This is a genomic window from Mucilaginibacter lappiensis, assembly GCF_050433765.1.
GTDB classification, from domain to species: domain Bacteria; phylum Bacteroidota; class Bacteroidia; order Sphingobacteriales; family Sphingobacteriaceae; genus Mucilaginibacter; species Mucilaginibacter lappiensis_A.
Map to the genome: position 1 here is coordinate 67,730 of NZ_JBNPWP010000015.1, position 16,605 is coordinate 84,334.

15 protein-coding genes are annotated in these 16,605 nt (G+C 43.3%); 9 read left to right on the top strand and 6 right to left on the bottom strand.

Annotated elements, in window-relative coordinates; translation table 11 throughout:
• Positions 1–73 precede the first annotated feature (73 nt).
• The 6 genes from M2273_RS29485 to M2273_RS29510 form a co-directional block, all read right to left on the bottom strand.
• Positions 74–478 (bottom strand): tautomerase family protein, encoded by a 405-nt coding sequence (locus M2273_RS29485; protein ID WP_429401768.1) that lies wholly within the window; start codon positions 476–478, stop codon positions 74–76.
• Positions 479–733: 255 nt separating this feature from the next.
• Positions 734–1,504: an N-acyl homoserine lactonase family protein gene (locus M2273_RS29490; RefSeq protein WP_429401770.1), complete on the bottom strand. Its 771-nt coding sequence runs from the start codon at positions 1,502–1,504 to the stop codon at positions 734–736.
• Positions 1,505–1,512: 8 nt separating this feature from the next.
• Positions 1,513–2,481 (bottom strand): zinc-dependent alcohol dehydrogenase family protein, encoded by a 969-nt coding sequence (locus tag M2273_RS29495; RefSeq protein ID WP_429401772.1) that lies wholly within the window; start codon positions 2,479–2,481, stop codon positions 1,513–1,515.
• Positions 2,481–3,488 carry an aldo/keto reductase gene (locus tag M2273_RS29500; protein WP_429401774.1) on the bottom strand — a complete coding sequence of 336 codons (1,008 nt, stop codon included), beginning with the start codon at positions 3,486–3,488 and terminating at the stop codon, positions 2,481–2,483. The genes M2273_RS29495 and M2273_RS29500 overlap by 1 nt, the downstream gene beginning before the upstream one ends.
• Positions 3,489–3,575: 87 nt before the next feature.
• On the bottom strand, positions 3,576–4,478 hold the full coding sequence (locus M2273_RS29505) for a helix-turn-helix domain-containing protein (RefSeq protein ID WP_429401776.1): 903 nt from the start codon (positions 4,476–4,478) through the stop codon (positions 3,576–3,578).
• Positions 4,479–4,554: 76 nt separating this feature from the next.
• The gene (locus M2273_RS29510; RefSeq protein ID WP_429401778.1) at positions 4,555–5,001 is read right to left on the bottom strand and encodes a nuclear transport factor 2 family protein; all 447 of its coding nucleotides are present in this window, start codon (positions 4,999–5,001) and stop codon (positions 4,555–4,557) included.
• A 645-nt stretch (positions 5,002–5,646) separates the two neighbouring features.
• Between M2273_RS29510 and M2273_RS29515 the strand changes: the two genes are divergently transcribed.
• From M2273_RS29515 to M2273_RS29555, 9 genes are all read left to right on the top strand, one after another.
• Complete coding sequence (locus M2273_RS29515; RefSeq protein ID WP_429401779.1) at positions 5,647–5,997, top strand: YciI family protein; 351 nt, start codon at positions 5,647–5,649, stop codon at positions 5,995–5,997.
• Between the two features lie 44 nt (positions 5,998–6,041).
• Positions 6,042–7,268 carry an RNA polymerase sigma factor gene (locus M2273_RS29520; protein ID WP_429401781.1) on the top strand — a complete coding sequence of 409 codons (1,227 nt, stop codon included), beginning with the start codon at positions 6,042–6,044 and terminating at the stop codon, positions 7,266–7,268.
• 250 nt (positions 7,269–7,518) lie between these two features.
• Positions 7,519–7,863, top strand: a complete 345-nt coding sequence (locus M2273_RS29525) for a TfoX/Sxy family protein (RefSeq protein ID WP_429401783.1) — start codon at positions 7,519–7,521, stop codon at positions 7,861–7,863.
• Between the two features lie 191 nt (positions 7,864–8,054).
• Complete coding sequence (locus tag M2273_RS29530; RefSeq protein ID WP_429401785.1) at positions 8,055–8,756, top strand: NUDIX hydrolase; 702 nt, start codon at positions 8,055–8,057, stop codon at positions 8,754–8,756.
• Positions 8,757–8,861: 105 nt separating this feature from the next.
• Positions 8,862–10,562, top strand: a complete 1,701-nt coding sequence (locus M2273_RS29535; RefSeq protein WP_429401787.1) for a ribulokinase — start codon at positions 8,862–8,864, stop codon at positions 10,560–10,562.
• Positions 10,563–10,566: 4 nt separating this feature from the next.
• Entirely contained in the window at positions 10,567–11,265 is a 699-nt protein-coding gene (locus M2273_RS29540; RefSeq protein ID WP_429401789.1) for an L-ribulose-5-phosphate 4-epimerase, read from the top strand.
• A 15-nt stretch (positions 11,266–11,280) separates the two neighbouring features.
• Positions 11,281–12,651: a glycoside hydrolase family 27 protein gene (locus M2273_RS29545; RefSeq protein WP_429401791.1), complete on the top strand. Its 1,371-nt coding sequence runs from the start codon at positions 11,281–11,283 to the stop codon at positions 12,649–12,651.
• 31 nt (positions 12,652–12,682) lie between these two features.
• Entirely contained in the window at positions 12,683–14,173 is a 1,491-nt protein-coding gene (araA, locus tag M2273_RS29550; RefSeq protein ID WP_429401793.1) for an L-arabinose isomerase, read from the top strand.
• A 516-nt stretch (positions 14,174–14,689) separates the two neighbouring features.
• Complete coding sequence (locus M2273_RS29555; protein WP_429401795.1) at positions 14,690–16,390, top strand: sodium:solute symporter family transporter; 1,701 nt, start codon at positions 14,690–14,692, stop codon at positions 16,388–16,390.
• Positions 16,391–16,605: the final 215 nt, after the last annotated feature.

The following is a 16,605-nucleotide window of genomic DNA, read 5'->3' on the forward strand; positions in this document are numbered from 1 at the left end:
TACAGTCATTATAAAATTGTGTAAAACCAAACAGTTAAATAATATTGCAAGCAATATTTAAATCCACTAAAACTTATTTTTCAACCTTAATATGACTCAGGTTTTGAATTTTACCCGCACCAAACGACCAATTTTCCTTACCGCCGTTCTCAACCAGGATAATGATCACATCATTAATTAAAACCGGAGTTTCGGCGGCTATCTTACTGGCAATAGAAGCATATAACTTTTCCTTTTGCTCATAACTACGACCCGAGCCTGCCGTTATTTGTACATAAACCATATTACCGGTGTGCGCTATTCCTAAATAGTTTTCAGGATAATAAAGCTGCACGGTATCCAGTTCTTCAATAACATGAAAGTAATCATCCAGGGGGACATTAAACTCCGTCATTAAGGATTGATGGACCGCTTTTGATATTTTGTCCTTCGCATCTGATGGCAATGTTTTTAACAAACTTATTCGTACAAAAGGCATGAAACTAAATTAGTGGATAATTATTTACTAACTTAATTTTGATAATATTTTTAGCATTTTGTTACTTATTAATGACAAAATTTTACTGACTCAGGGGCGATAATCACCTTTGCGGGCTGTTTGCGTCTCTATCTGTTTAAACGCATAATTTGGCTATTATTTGATGCTTCAAACTTACGCCGGCAACATCAGCAAACGATCATCATTTCACGACAGATCATTACCATATCGCGACAGACAATATTTAATAGGGTTTTAATAAAATTCAGGGTAAATTTTAAGGCTTTTAGCCTGCCGTTCATCGTGCCCAAAAATTGCCAGCGCGTTGTATTGGTTGGCAATAGCTTTTATTTTATTCAAGGATGCAGTAGCCAATTCAGCGTCGGGGGCAAAATAAGGTACGTTGTTTTTAAAGATGCCCTCTGTTAGCGCGGCATCAATGCAAAGCAATACATAACCAGAGTTTACCGTATTGATCAATACAGATTGATGCCCGGGCGAGTGTCCGGGTGTATAGATGAGTTTAATATTATCGCAAAGCTGGTAATCGCCATCAATTACCTGGTAGTTGAGTTCTTTTAAGCGGCATTCGGCAGGTGAGTAGGTTTCATCATCCAAAACCGTTAGCTCACTTTGCTGCACCAGGATGGGAGTTCCCTTGAAATATTTATGCCCACCGGAATGATCGCTATGAAAATGGGTTGAAATTACCAGTTTAATATCTTCCGGTTTGTAACCGGCACTTTCAAGCAGATCGGGTATGCGATGCTCATTATTCATGTATGGATATAACAACCCTTCCAGCGGGCTGCCGTCATAGTAGTTTGGGTTGTTCAGGCAAACTTCTGCAAAACCTGTATCGATCAGAATTGGGCCATCGCTGGTATCCAATAAATAAATACAAAGCGGCGAATGTACCATCTGTGGATTTTCAGCGCCCAGATCGGTATTAAAGAAAAACTCCCTGAGTATTCCGTAGCCCGCCGGCAGTATATAAAGTTTATTTACTACAAGTTGCTTATTCATGCCCCGTTTTAAAATTTGAATAGAACTTTGCCCCCCTTTTTACTTTCGGCCGCTGTTTTTGTAGCCTCCTTATATTCATCAAGTGCATAGCTTGCAGCAACTTCCATCTTAAATCCGGGATCGCCAATAATTTTTATAAGCGATTGAATGATCTCAGCTCTCTGCTCCTCTGTTTTACTTTGCAAATAACTCCGGAGGCCAAAACCGCTTATTGATATATTTTTATAAACCACATCTGAATTATAAAGCTGCATAGGGTTTGGACTTAACCGGCTATAAATGATCAGCTTGCCATTGGCTTGCAGGCATTTTATTACACTGGTACCGGTTTCGCCGCCCACAGCATCCAGTGCTACATTAACGCCCACGCCGTTGGTTATTTGCTGTACGCTTTCTATCAGGTCATGCTGGGTAACATTGATGACCTGAGCACCATAAGCGGTTAATGTTGCTGTACTTTGCTCATGCCTTACGGCCGCTATTACATTGATATTACGCAACCTTGCTAATTGTATAATAAGTTTTGAAACCACCGAGTTACCAGCTGTTAGAAATAGCCAGTCGCCTGCTTTAACATCAGCGCGCTCCAGCAGTCCCCACGCGGTCATCGGGTTCAGCGAAAACTGGCTTGCTTTTTCTACCGGGAAATCAGGTGGCAATACCATCACATCATCTTTGGGTATAGCGGCATATTCGGCCCAGGTGTTTTTGCTAAAAAAAGAAACCAATGTGCCAACCGGCAGATCAACGCCTTCGCCAACCCTCTCAATAATACCGGCACCTTCCAGCCCGGCAATTTGCGGAAACTCGGGTTTAAAACGATAGGTACCGCTGATGAAGAAAAAATCTGCCGGGTTTATGGTGCTACCCAGCAGTTTTACAATTACCTGGTTTGCTTTTGGTGTTGGTTTATCAAATTGTTTTACTGATAATACACTTTGGGCATCCCCTGTTTGTTCAAAATATATAGCTTTCATTACAAGTTGGTCATTTTCAATGAGGCGTCATTGTACCGGTTACCGGTATCGGGATATTTTAATAAAAGAGCGCTGATATCCTGCAGATCGGCTGCTGATAACTTTACATCAGCCGCCCCGGCGTTTTCCTGCAGGTATTTGCGTTTCTTGGTACCTGGTATAGGTATAATATCATCACCTTGTGCCAGTACCCAGGCTAAAGCCAACTGCGCCGGAGTTATATTTTTTTGCTGTGCTATACAGGCAAAGGCATCTGCTAATTTTTGGTTGTTGTCCCAATTATCATCACTAAAACGGGGCAACATTCTGCGGAAATCATCGGCAGCAAGTGCATCCTTACTTACGGTGTTGGTTACTAAACCACGCGCCAGCGGGCTATAAGGTACCAATGAAATGTTCAGCTCGCGCAGAACAGGCAGTATTTCACCCTCTACATCGCGGGTTAGTAATGAGTACTCACTTTGAAGGGCAGCAATTGGATGAACCGCGTGTGCCTTGCGGATACTTGCAGCCGAAGCTTCTGACAAACCAAGATAACGCACCTTACCTTCCTTTACCAATTCGGCCATGGCGCCAACCATATCCTCAACCGGTACGTTAGGATCAATACGGTGTGCATAGTAAAGGTCAATAGTATCAATGCCTAAGCGTTTCAGGCTTTTTTCAACAGCATTTTTAATATGAGCCGGTGATCCGTCAAAGTAAACATTTGATGTACCACTGCCCATATAAGGAGCATTTTCGTCATGTACCCTAAAACCAAACTTGGTAGCAATAAATACTTTATCGCGATTGGTTTTGAGCACTTTTGCTATCAGCTCTTCATTTTTACCATTGGCATACATATCGGCAGTATCCCAAAAGTTAATACCCAGATCAAGCGCCAGGTTAAGGGTGGCTATTGATTCTTCATTATCAACCGGGCCATAAGCAAAGCTCATTCCCATGCAGCCCAGGCCAATGGCCGATAGCTTTTCGCCGGTGTTTCCTAAATTTCTGTATTCCATAGGTTTTTGTTTTTTTATACAAATATATAGCCGCTAAAGCCCGGGGCGATTATACTTATCAAACCGAAAATTATAAAATTCAAACAATTAAGCCCGAAAGGCTTTAGGATTAAGCGCGGTTTGCTTTTTAAAAAAATTATTAAAATAGGCAGGATATTCAAAACCCAGGCTATAGGCAATATCAGCAATGTTCCAGTCGGTGTACCTGAGCAGGGCCTTTGCCTCTTTTGCTACACGTTCGGCAATGTGCATACTGGTGGTTTTACCCGTAATTTCTTTTACAGCGCGGTTAAGATGATTAACGTGAACCGATAAGCGGCTGGCATAATCAGCAGCGGTTTTCAGTTTCAGCGCATAGTTTGGTGAATCGATGGGGAACTGGCGCTCCAGCAACTCCATAAATAAAGTCGCTATGCGCGATGATGCATTACCGTGTTTAAAAAAGCTATCTGCCGGTTTTAATTTAAGGGCCTCATGTACAATAAGGTTAACATAATTACGCAGCAGATCATACTTATATATATAATCAGAGTCAATCTCGTCAAGCATTTTGCAAAACAAATCGCTGATGGTTTTCACCTGTTCATCATTCACAAAATAAACCGGGCTGCCCCCTACTTTAAACAATGGCGAGTCGATAAAACTTTCATTACGGTTATTACTGCTGATAAAATCTTCAGTAAACAGGCAAAAGTAGCCTGTTTGTTTCACCGGGGCGGCTTCCCATGAGTATGGAATATTAGGATTCGAAAAAACAAGCGCGCATCTATCAAAAGTGATCCCCTTATCGGCATAGTACAATGTACCGCCACCAATACTAAGCGATATCTTATAAAAATCGCGACGATGATAGCTGGTTACGTTATGGCAAATTTCGCCACGGGGATACACGTTAAAATGCCCGGCATTCTGATTGTTGCCTCCTACAGGCACCATCTTCATGTCAGGATGCCCTTCGTAAAATTCCTGAAGTGTTTCGGTTGGTTGCATGATCAAAGCTATGAAATTCAAATAACCGCATAAAATGCCGACAAGCTATGTGCGGCTATCACCATAATCTTTTACATTAAGATTGCAGCTTGCTCAGCCTGGCTTTAGCCTGTTGTGGCAGCGCGGTGTTACCGCTTTGTCTATCGTAATTCAACCTGAGGTAGGTAATTAACCAGGTATCGTTTTGCTTCACCAATTTGGTTTGATAATTTCCTGAAATTGTCCAAACCTCATCCCCTATAAAATGATCGGCTTTGCCTATATAGTCTACATCGGCTTCATTCCCGTGGATCTTTACCCTAAACTCCGACAGCTGGTGATCGGTTTTATCAAAGCCGGGTAAAAAAGATTCCCAGGCATCTGTTATTTGCGCTGGTGTTTGCATACCAGGCTCTATTCCTGTCATTGATTGATAATCCAGCAAAACGCTGTCAGTCATTACGTTTCGCACCTTTTGCCAATCGCGTTCATCAGCCCCTTTAAATAAATCGGTAACTGCTTGTATTATTTTGTGGCCTTCCATACTCTTTAGATATTAAAATTGCGAATTTGTTTCAAATCAATGCTTAATAATTAAAAAAAAGCATTTCTAAGGCTATTCTGTGTTCTTAATGAGCAACAACTGATTATTTATTGCCTGTAGTTTTGGTTGTTTGTAGATTTAGATAAAAATAAATAAAAGCTATCTATGTAAAAAGCCAAAGATAAGAATGCCTGCACCCACAAACCCTAATTTTATTATCGATTCAGTGATGCATAATGACAACCTGCTTATAGGTTTAACAGGTATAACTTCATTATTTTAGTTTGAACAAACTCTTGTTTCCGCCGGATTGTCAACAACGCAGTTAATAGGCAAACTGTCAGCTTTGGGATTGCTTTCGAACAAATTTAACAATAATCCATTAAAAACCATTAAATAAGTAACAAAACCCTGCAACTTAAAAATACCCTTCGGCCGCTTTAAAGTTTTTAAATGTTTAGCTATCGGCTTTTATAAAATGCTGCACTTTTATGGGTTAAGTTTTTCAAATTATAATTTACCGCCAGCTTTTAAAATACTGTATATTGGGCTATCAATAGTTCCAATCAATTAAAATTACCGCGGTCTGTCCAATTTCATAAAGTATGATCGTCATACCGTTTTAATCACTAAAATTTAAACAACATGAACGAATTTCTATTGATCTTCAGAAGAAACTTTACTCCCGGCGAAGCACAGCCTTCGCCTGAGCAATTGCAAGCCATGATGAAAGACTGGCAAGACTGGATGGGCAGTATTGCCGCGCAAAACAAGTTAGTTAGTCCCGGCAACCGCCTTGATCCGGATGGCCAGGTAGTAAAACCCGGTGGCGTTATTACCAATGGCCCTTATGTTGAGATCAAGGAAGCCATTGGTGGTTATATTATTATTCGCGCGGCCTCCATAAATGAGGCGTCAGAAATATCAAAGGGCTGCCCTATACTGCGCATTGGCGGCAATGTTGAAGTACGCAATATTATACCTATGGAAATGTAAATAATTTAGCCCCCTTCAAATAAGGGGGGCATTTATTAACCACAATGAACAATAATGAACTGCTGCCGCATTTATTTCGTACCGAATACCATAAAATAACATCGGTACTGTACCGGCATTTTGGTTTTGAGCACCCCGAAGTTGCGGAGGATATTGCCAGCGATACCTTTTTAATCGCAGCCGAAACCTGGGGACTTAAAGGATTGCCCGAAAACCCGGTAGCATGGCTGCATACCGTTGCCCGTAACAGGGCTAAGGATTATTTACGACGCAATAAATTATTTGAACAAAAGATTTCGCCCACCTTGCAAGCTGATCATGACGGTTGGGAAGAAATGGTGATCGACCTGTCTGATGCACATATCAGGGATAGCCAATTGCAACTGATGTTTGCCATTTGCCAGCCTATCCTAACCCCCGAAGCCCAGATTGGCCTGGCACTCCGCATACTTTGCGGATTTGGGATAGATGAAATTGCGGATGCCTTTTTATCCAATAAAGAAACCATCAACAAGCGTTTATTCCGCGCCAAAGAAAAATTACGAGAGCAGCAGGTAAAGATCGAGTTTCCGCCTGAAGCCGAGATCGGCACCAGGATACAAGCAGTTTTAACAACCCTGTACCTGTTATTTAATGAGGGGTATTATTCATGCAATAAGGATACCACCCTGCGTAAGGACCTGTGTTTGGAAGCCATGCGCCTTACCTATTTACTTGTTGAAAACGAGAGCACCAACCTACCCGATGCCAATGCCCTCATCGCGCTGATGTGTTTCCATGCCTCGCGCTTTGACGCACGTACAGATGATAACGGCGAAATGATACGTTATGATGAACAGGATACCAATTTGTGGAACGATGAGCTGATATCAAGAGGGAACCACTACCTCAACCTGGCATCAAAAGGAAAGGTAAATAAATATCACCTGGAGGCAGCCATCGCTTATTGGCACACCATTAAAACCGATTCCATTAAAAAGTGGGAAAGTATATTGCAGTTATATAACCGTTTGCTGCAAATTGCTTACTCGCCCATTGCCGCACTTAACCGCACTTATTCCCTTTACAAAGCCAGGGGGAAACAAGAAGCCATTGCCGAAGCCGAAAAACTGCAGCTTAACGGCAATCACTTATACCATGTATTATTAGGACATTTGTACACCGGTGTTGATCAGCAAACAGCTATCCGGCATTTGCAAACCGCGCTGAAACTGGCTAAAACCACTACCGAAAAAACCCGGATACAAAAGGACCTGGAAAAACTTGTGTGAATAAATTTTATATTAGTGAACGTGTTTAGTAATTGAATACAAAATCAATCAAAAACCATGTCATTTCGACGAGCCAGGAAGGGATTAGCATAGGGGGCGAGGAGAAACTATCTCTTGAGCGATAGCGAAAAATCTTATACAAGCGATTAACAGACGGGCCAAATCATACAAGATTTCTCCTCACACAACGCTCAAGGCCACCCAGTTCGTCGAAATGACATATTTTTAATAAAAGAGATTTAATACCACTATGGCATACGATGAATTATTAGCTAACCGGGTACGTGAGGCACTGAGCGAACAACCGATGGTTGAAGAAGTAAAAATGTTTCAGGGAATGTGTTTTATGGTTAATGATAAAATGTGTATCTGCCTGCGCGATCAGGGCCTCTTATGCCGCATTGGCAGCGAACAGTCGGCTATAGAATTGGAAAAGGACAATTGCCGGCAAATGGTACATGGCGGCAGGGTAATGAAGGATTTTGTATATGTAGATATAGAAAATCTGCAAACAACTAAAGACTTTGACCATTGGATAAACCTTTCCCTGCAGTTTAATAAAGTGGCAAAATCATCAAAAAAGAAGAAAAGTTAAAGTTTGTGTTAATAATTGTTTTAAAAACAATTATATTGCAACTGGCTCTTTACTTGTCATTTCAACACCATTAATGAGCCCAATTTAGCCTGAATACCCCTTTTTATTTTTTTTTTGATATTTCTTTTATTTATACTTACATCAATTGTTGTTTTATATTTGCTTTTGTACCAAAATTTTTATTAAATAAAATGCTCAAATACTCTAAACAGACCAGGCTATTATTGGCTGTTGATTGCATAATTTTTGGATTTGACGGGGAAGTTTTAAAGCTATTACTGATCAAGAGGGGTTTCCAACCCGAAAAAGGGAACTGGAGCCTGATGGGTGGCTTTGTACAGAATGATGAAAGTCTTGATCAGGCTGCCAACCGTATCCTTAAACAGCTAACCGGTCTTGAGGGTGTTTATCTGGAGCAACTATACACTTTTGGCGATCCCCAGCGCGACCCTATGGAGCGCACGGTTTCTGTAGCTTATTTTGCATTGATCGATATTCAAAAGTATGAAACACAGATCAGTTCAGATTATCATGCCGAGTGGTTCCAGCTTAAACGCACACCAAAACTGATATTTGACCAGCAGGAAATGCTGGAGCAGGCACGCAAACGTATCCGTTATAAAGCGGCCATGCACCCTATCCTATTTGAACTTTTACCAACAAAATTTACTATCCCCCAGTTACAAACCCTGTACGAGTGCGTTTTTAATACCACTATTGATAAACGTAATTTTAGTAAAAGGGTATTGGCCACCGGTTTGCTCATTAAACTGGCTGACAAAGACAAGGCCGGCTCAAAACGCGGCGCGTATTATTATCAACTTAATATGCAAAATTACTATGCCAAATTCCAGGCTTTCATGAACTTTATCCCTAATCCGGATACCCTGTAATTTCCACCTTTTATAGCACGTCTTTTTCTTTTTTGAAATATTTTTCATAAAAAATTGTTTTTTATAAAAAAATAAGTGTTCTTTTGACAATCATTATAAACTTTTATGAGCAAGGACCAATTTGTGATTGGGGTAGACTACGGATCAGATTCTGTGCGCTCCGTTATTGTTAACGCTTTAAACGGTGAAGAAATAGCCTCGTCGGTGTATGAATATCCACGCTGGCGCGACGGTTTATTTTGTGAACCGGCCGCAAACCAATTCAGGCAGCACCCGCAGGATTATATAGATGGGCTTGAGGCCACCATTAAGGATTGTATTGCCCAGGCCGGCGCTGATGTTGCGGCGGCTGTTAAGGGGCTATCGGTTGATACTACAGGCTCAACCCCCGTAGCGGTTGACCGTACCGGTACCCCGCTGGCATTAACACCTGGCTTTGAAAACAACCCCGACGCCATGTTTGTGCTTTGGAAAGACCATACCTCAGTTAAAGAAGCCGCCGAGATCAATGCGCATGCCGCTTTGTTTGATATCAATTACCTTCAATATGTAGGTGGCATATATTCATCGGAGTGGTTTTGGGCCAAGCTGCTGCATGTTTTGCGGGCTGATGAAGCGGTGAGAGCCGCGGCTGCATCATGGGTGGAACATTGCGATTGGGTACCTTTCCTGTTAACCGGTGGTAATGACATTACCGCCATGAAACGCGGGCGCTGCTCCGCCGGGCACAAAGCCCTTTGGGCCGAGGAGTTTGATGGTTTACCACCCGATGATTTCTTTTCTTCCCTTGACCCTCTATTAAAAGGTTTTACTCACAAACTATACACAGATACCTATACTGCCGATGAAGCCGCGGGCACAATAAGTGTCGAATGGGCGCAGCGTTTGGGCCTGCCTGCCGATGTGGTAGTAGGTACCGGTGCTTTTGATGCGCACATGGGCGCTGTGGGCGGGCAAATTGAGCCTTACCATTTAAGCAAAGTAATGGGCACTTCAACCTGCGATATTTTGGTTGCGCCTACCGCAGGTATGGAGGGCAAGCTGGTTCGTGGTATTTGCGGACAGGTAAACGGCTCGGTTATTCCCGGCATGGTTGGTTTAGAGGCCGGGCAATCGGCATTCGGCGATACCTATGCCTGGTTCAAAAACATTGTTTCGTGGCCTGTAAATAACTTACTATCACAATCAAAGGTAATTGACGCGGCTACAGCCAAAGCTTTAAAAGCTGAGCTATCAGACCTCATTATCCCTGAACTAAGCAGGCAGGCAGCCCTGCTCCCTATTGATGAAGCTAATGAACTGGCTGTCGACTGGTTTAACGGCCGCCGCACACCTGATGCCAACCAGGAGCTTAAGGGTGCTATAACCGGCCTTAGTTTAGGCAGCGATGCCCCACGGGTTTTCCGTGCTTTGGCCGAGGCTACGTGCTTTGGGGCCAAAAGTATTGTTGACCGCTTTATAAGCGAGGGCATCCCGGTAAAAGGCATTATAGGTATTGGTGGGGTAGCTAAAAAATCACCCTTTGTAATGCAAATGATGGCCGATGTTTTGGGTATGCCTATCCGCATTCACCAGTTTAAACATACCTGCGCTTTAGGAGCAGCCATGTTTGCCGCCGTGGTAGCAGGCATTTATCCTACGGTTGAAGAGGCTATGGCCGCTATGGGCCGCGGGTTTGATCAGGAATATTATCCAAACATCAATCTTAAAGAAGTTTACAATAAACGGTATAATCAATATAAAAACCTGGGCGAATTTGTAGCCGGGCAAGTAGTAAAGGCCACGGCCGAACTTCAAAATATTTAATGCAATGAGCAAGTATCAACATATAAAACAAACCGCCTATGAGGCTAACATGCAGTTGCCAAAACTTGGATTGGTGCTGTTCACCTTTGGCAACGTAAGCGCGGCCGACCGAGAGCTGGGTGTTTTTGCTATTAAACCAAGTGGCGTACCCTATGATGAGTTAACACCCGAAAAAATGGTGATCGTAGATTTTAACGGGAAAACCATTGAAGGTGATCTGCGCCCATCGTCAGATACATTAACCCACGCGGTGCTTTATAAATGCTGGGAGCATATTAATGGTATTGTGCATACACACTCTACCTATGCTACCGCCTGGGCGCAATCGCAACGTAGCATTCCCATTTTTGGTACCACCCATGCCGATCACTTAACCACCGATATCCCTTGCGCCCCACCGATGGACGATAAAATGATATCGGGCGATTATGAGTATCAAACTGGTTATCAGATCATGGATTGTTTTAAGGATAAGGGGATAGATTATCGTGAGGTTGAGATGGTTTTAGTGGGTAACCACGCCCCCTTTTCCTGGGGCAAAACCGCCGAAAAAGCCGTATACAACAGCGCTGTTTTAGAGGCTGTCGCCCAAATGGCTTACCTCACCGAACAGATCAATAACAGCGCGCCGAGGCTAAAGGATTCGCTCATTAAAAAACATTATGAACGCAAACACGGGCCCGATTCTTATTACGGTCAATAATTAACATCTGATCATATGAAATTACGTTATCTGATATTATTTACCGCCGCCATCGTTTTTAGCATTAAGGCGTCAGCCCAAACCACTGCTGTAGCCGAAACCCCGCCTATGGGCTGGAACAGTTATAACTGTTTTGGCTCGGCTGTACATGAAGATGAGGTTAAGGCCAACACCGACTACATGGCCAAATATTTAAAACCCTTTGGCTGGCAATACATCGTAGTTGATTTTTTATGGTCGTACGATAATCCGCCGGGCAGCAACATCGGCAACCCTTTTCAGTTACGATTACAGGATGGCTCATACTTACCCTGGCTCACCATGGACAAATGGGGCAGGTTAACGCCTCAGCCCAATAAATTCCCATCAGCATTTGGTGGTAACGGCTTTAAACCACTTGGTGATTACATTCATGCTCAGGGATTAAAATTTGGCATCCATGTAATGCGCGGTATCCCGAGGCAGGCGGTGTGGGCAAAGTCGCCCATAAAAGGCACCAACGGCATTACTGCCGATATGGTTGCTGATACCAACTCCAAATGCCCGTGGATGAACCACATGTATGGGCTGGATATGAAAAAACCGGGCGCACAGGAATACCTGAACTCACTATTGGAGCTTTATGCTTCCTGGGGTGTTGATTTTATTAAGGTAGATGACCTTTCCCGCCCGTACAGCGCTGCCGAGGTTGAAGGCTACAAAAAAGCCATTGATCAGTGCGGCAGGCCGGTGGCGTTTAGTCTTTCGCCAGGCGAAACACCGCTTAGCCAGGCAGCCCATGCTACTCAATACGCCAATATGTGGCGCATGGCCGATGATTTTTGGGATAACTGGAAAGAAGTACTCCACATGTTTGATTATGCCAAAAGCTGGGAAGGCGTAGGCGGCCCCGGTCACTGGCCCGATTGTGATATGATCCAGATTGGCAAGCTATCAAAACGCGGTCCGGTTGGTGTGGAACGCTACAGCCGCTTTACCGAAGATGAATTGTATACCCACATGACCTTCTGGAGTATCTATCGCTCGCCCCTGATGCTGGGCGGCAACCTGCCCGAAAACCGGGAGCTGGAACTAAGGCTATTTACCAATGACGAAGTACTTGCCACCAATCAAAAGGGTGAAAACCCTCGTCAGCTATATAAAAAGGACGGTGCTATGGCGTGGTACTCGCATGTTCAGGGCAGCAAAGATATTTATGTAGCGCTCTTCAATATCAGCGATAATCCGAAAAATGTAGCTATCGATTTTACTTCAATAGGCTTAAAAGGTAAAATAACCGTAAGGGACCTGTGGAAAAAGCAAAACATCGGTACATACAAAACAAAATATCAGCAAAGTATCAATACACACGGTGCGGCCCTGTTACGGCTGTCGTCCATAAATTAAAAACTAATCACTAAATCAATAATAATTTATAATGATCGACCTTAAAACATTTGAAGTTTGGTTCATTACCGGGAGCCAGGATCTGTACGGAGAAGAAACATTAAAGCTGGTAGCTGAACATTCGCAGCAAATAGCAGCAGGACTTGATGGCGCAGGGCAAATCCCGGTGCGTGTAGTTTACAAACCTGTTGTTAAAAGTACCGACGAGATATACACCACCCTGCAACAGGCTAACGTAGCCGAAAACTGTATAGGCATTATTACCTGGATGCATACATTTTCGCCGGCCAAAATGTGGATCCGGGGCTTAAGCATTCTTAAAAAACCGATGCTGCACCTGCACACCCAATTTAACCGTGATATTCCATGGAGCACTATCGATATGGATTTCATGAACCTGACCCAAAGCGCTCATGGCGACCGTGAGTTTGGTTTTATAGTGTCACGTATGCGCATTAACCGTAAAGTAGTGGTTGGCCATTGGCAGGACCCCGAGGTTTTGAACCAAATAGAAACCTGGACACGCGCTGCAGCAGGCTGGTATGACTGGCAGGGAGCCAAATTTGCCCGCTTTGGCGATAACATGCGCTTTGTAGCTGTTACCGATGGCGACAAGGTAGAAGCTGAATTGAAGTTTGGTTTCTCGGTAAACACTTATGGCATTGGCGATCTGGTTGCGGTGATCAACGCGGTTAGCGATGATGCTATAAATGCACTGGTAGATGAATACGAAACTACCTATACCATGGCTGATGACTTGAAAAAAGGTGGTGCAAAACATTCATCAGTTTATGAAGCAGCCCGGATTGAGCTTGGTATGCGTAAGTTTTTGAAAGATGGCGGTTTCAAAGGATTCTCAGACACGTTTGAGGATCTGCATGGCATGGCTCAACTGCCCGGAATTGCTTCGCAGCGATTAATGGCCGATGGCTACGGTTTTGCAGGCGAGGGCGACTGGAAAACGGCTGCCCTGGTACGTGCTTTTAAAGTAATGGGCGCTGGCTTAAAAGGCGGTAACGCTTTTATGGAAGATTATACGTATCACTTTGATCCTAACAACGCGCTGGTATTAGGCTCGCACATGCTGGAGGTGGATTCATCATTGGCTAATGGCAAAGCATCGCTTGAGGTGCATCCTTTGGGTATTGGCGGCAAAGCCGATCCTGCCCGTCTGGTATTTAATGTGGCTGGCGGCCCGGCGCTTAACGCGTCTATTGTTGATATGGGTAACCGCTTCCGTTTATTAATTAACGAGGTTGAAGCTGTTGAACCACAGCACGACCTGCCTAAGCTACCGGTAGCAAGGGTATTATGGAAACCTTACCCCGATATGAAAACCGGCTGCGCCGCGTGGATTTACGCGGGTGGAGCACACCATACCGCTTATAGTCAAAATTTAACTGCCGAGCATCTGCAGGATTTTGCGGACATGGCGGGGATAGAGTTTTTACGCATAGGAAAAGACACCCGTATTGACCAGTTCCGTAACGAGATACGCTGGAATGATGCGGCTTATAAATAGGCCTTACCCCAGCCCTCTCCAAAGGCTACTGTGTGTACACGTTTTTTTTAATAAAAGAAAAATGTCATTTCGATAGAGCAAGGGGGGAATAAGCGGGCGGCGAAAGAGAAATCTTATGCGATGTGCTAAGCTGACATGCATAGTATGAAAAGTCGTATAAGATTTCTCACTATCGTTCGAAATGACAACGTTCTTTAATAGACGGGCCTTTTGAAGGTTTGCGTTAGGGATAGAAGCGGATACCGGCCTTGTGGTTAAGGCCCGGGCAGTATGAGCGGATAGCCCGGTCCGCAGGGAACGCCCTTGTTGGACAAAGGACAAGGGAGTAAGGACGAAGGACAAAGGATGAAGGACAAAAGACATGGGCATATTGGAGAATAGATGCTTCACTGCGCTCAGGATGACAAAATATAACGTGTAATAAAGACAAAATAAACACCCAAACAAACAACCCGCGATGGGAAATCGGTTGTATGTTTTGCTAACAATAAATTAAACTAATCAATTAAACCAAACATGAGCAAATTTTCAACCATTGATTATGTCATATTCGTGATCTACTTTATAGTAGTATCAGGTTATGGCTATTGGATACATAGCCGCAAAAAAAAGACCAGCGTATCGGGCAGTCATGATTTCTTTCTTGCCGAAGGCTCGCTTACCTGGTGGGCAATTGGTGCATCACTTATCGCCTCTAACATTTCTGCTGAACAATTTATTGGTACCAGCGGACAGGGCTTTGCTGTTGGTTTGGCAGTTGCAGCCTATGAATGGGTGGCGGCCATCGCGCTTATCATTGTGGCGGTTTGGTTTATCCCCGTGTATCTTAAAAACAAGATCTTTACCATGCCGCAGTTTCTGCATACCCGGTATAACGAAACGGTGAGCTTTGTGATGGCCATTTTCTGGCTGTTTCTTTATGTTTTTGTAAACCTTACCTCTATACTTTACCTTGGGGCACTGGCCATTAATAACCTGGCAGGTGGCGGTTACCTGCACGAGATCATTATCGCGCTGTCTATTTTTGCCTTGTTCATTACGCTGGGCGGTATGAAGGTTATTGGCTTTACTGATGTTATACAGGTATTGGTATTGGTTGTAGGCGGTTTGGCTACTACATATATAGCACTTACTTTGGTGAGTGAACATTTTGGCCTGGGTAAAGATGCTATGGCTGGTTTGCACGCCATGTTTAAAGACGCTCCGGATCACTTTAAAATGATGATGGAAAAACCAAAACCAGGCGCTCCGCAATCTGAGATCAACAAATACCTGGCGTTGCCGGGGATAGCTATGTATTTTGCAGGCCAATGGATTGTGAACCTTAACTACTGGGGCTGTAACCAATACATTACTCAAAGAGCTTTGGGTTCTGATTTAAAAACGGCCCGCACCGGGATCCTGTTTGCAGGCCTGATGAAACTGGCTATGCCGATCATTGTGGTTTTACCTGGTATTGCTGCTTATGTATTATACAAAAATGGCGGCTTACAGCAAGAAATGTCATCGGGCGGGCATTTCAATTCAGATAACGCCTACTCGGCTATACTTGGCTTTTTGCCCACCGGGTTAAAAGGATTATCTGTTGCCGCCCTTACCGCTGCTATTGTGGCTTCACTTGCGGGTAAGGCTAATAGCATCTCTACTATTTTTACTTTAGATATCTATAAAAAACACATCAGCAAGGATGCCAGCGAAAAAAAGATGGTAATTGTAGGCAAGCTTACCATATTAGCTGCATTAGTATTCTCCATTATACTTACCTGGAAAGACCTTTTAGGCATAGGTGGTGAGGGTGGGTTCACCTTTATTCAAAAGTACACCGGGTTCATCAGTCCGGGGATATTTGCCATATTCATATTGGGATTTTTCTGGAAGCGTACAACAGGAGCAGCAGCCATCACCGGAATCATTACCGGCTTTGCCATGTCTGTATTGTTTAACAATTTTGCACCAAGGTTATTTGGGAACGAAACATTGCTGTATACAGCCTTCCCTAACGGGCATGGCGGTTATGAAATACCCTTCCTGATCTGTATGGGCCTATCATTCCTGTTCACCGTTATTGCCATAGTTTTGGTGAGCTTTGCCGGACCAAAAATCAATCCTAAAGCATTTGTGCTTGATAAAAGCATGTTCAAAGTTGAGCCTTCAACCCTAGCTTTGATCATAGTAACGCTGTTACTGCTTACCGCACTTTATGTAAAATTCTGGTAAATACCATATCATTGGCTAAACATTACTCACATACAGTGCTATTAGTCTAATAGCACTGTATGTTTTATCATTATATCTGGTGAGCAGGGAATTTATAGTTCTAAAAGAAAAATTAAGCGTCTGCTTCTGAAATTAAGAATATTTCCTAATGGGTTAAATATTTTCTTTTAATATTAAATATTTTCTTTTAAGATTTGATAATCTGATATTTATAA

What these genes read in the sequence shown, in the direction of transcription:
- M2273_RS29485 (WP_429401768.1), bottom strand. Translation starts at nt 478, where the DNA reads ATGCCTTTTGTACGAATAAGTTTGTTAAAAACATTGCCATCAGATGCG.
- M2273_RS29490 (WP_429401770.1), bottom strand. Translation starts at nt 1,504, where the DNA reads ATGAATAAGCAACTTGTAGTAAATAAACTTTATATACTGCCGGCGGGC.
- M2273_RS29495 (WP_429401772.1), bottom strand. Translation starts at nt 2,481, where the DNA reads ATGAAAGCTATATATTTTGAACAAACAGGGGATGCCCAAAGTGTATTA.
- M2273_RS29500 (WP_429401774.1), bottom strand. Translation starts at nt 3,488, where the DNA reads ATGGAATACAGAAATTTAGGAAACACCGGCGAAAAGCTATCGGCCATT.
- M2273_RS29505 (WP_429401776.1), bottom strand. Translation starts at nt 4,478, where the DNA reads ATGCAACCAACCGAAACACTTCAGGAATTTTACGAAGGGCATCCTGAC.
- M2273_RS29510 (WP_429401778.1), bottom strand. Translation starts at nt 5,001, where the DNA reads ATGGAAGGCCACAAAATAATACAAGCAGTTACCGATTTATTTAAAGGG.
- M2273_RS29515 (WP_429401779.1), top strand. Translation starts at nt 5,647, where the DNA reads ATGAACGAATTTCTATTGATCTTCAGAAGAAACTTTACTCCCGGCGAA.
- M2273_RS29520 (WP_429401781.1), top strand. Translation starts at nt 6,042, where the DNA reads ATGAACAATAATGAACTGCTGCCGCATTTATTTCGTACCGAATACCAT.
- M2273_RS29525 (WP_429401783.1), top strand. Translation starts at nt 7,519, where the DNA reads ATGGCATACGATGAATTATTAGCTAACCGGGTACGTGAGGCACTGAGC.
- M2273_RS29530 (WP_429401785.1), top strand. Translation starts at nt 8,055, where the DNA reads ATGCTCAAATACTCTAAACAGACCAGGCTATTATTGGCTGTTGATTGC.
- M2273_RS29535 (WP_429401787.1), top strand. Translation starts at nt 8,862, where the DNA reads ATGAGCAAGGACCAATTTGTGATTGGGGTAGACTACGGATCAGATTCT.
- M2273_RS29540 (WP_429401789.1), top strand. Translation starts at nt 10,567, where the DNA reads ATGAGCAAGTATCAACATATAAAACAAACCGCCTATGAGGCTAACATG.
- M2273_RS29545 (WP_429401791.1), top strand. Translation starts at nt 11,281, where the DNA reads ATGAAATTACGTTATCTGATATTATTTACCGCCGCCATCGTTTTTAGC.
- araA (WP_429401793.1), top strand. Translation starts at nt 12,683, where the DNA reads ATGATCGACCTTAAAACATTTGAAGTTTGGTTCATTACCGGGAGCCAG.
- M2273_RS29555 (WP_429401795.1), top strand. Translation starts at nt 14,690, where the DNA reads ATGAGCAAATTTTCAACCATTGATTATGTCATATTCGTGATCTACTTT.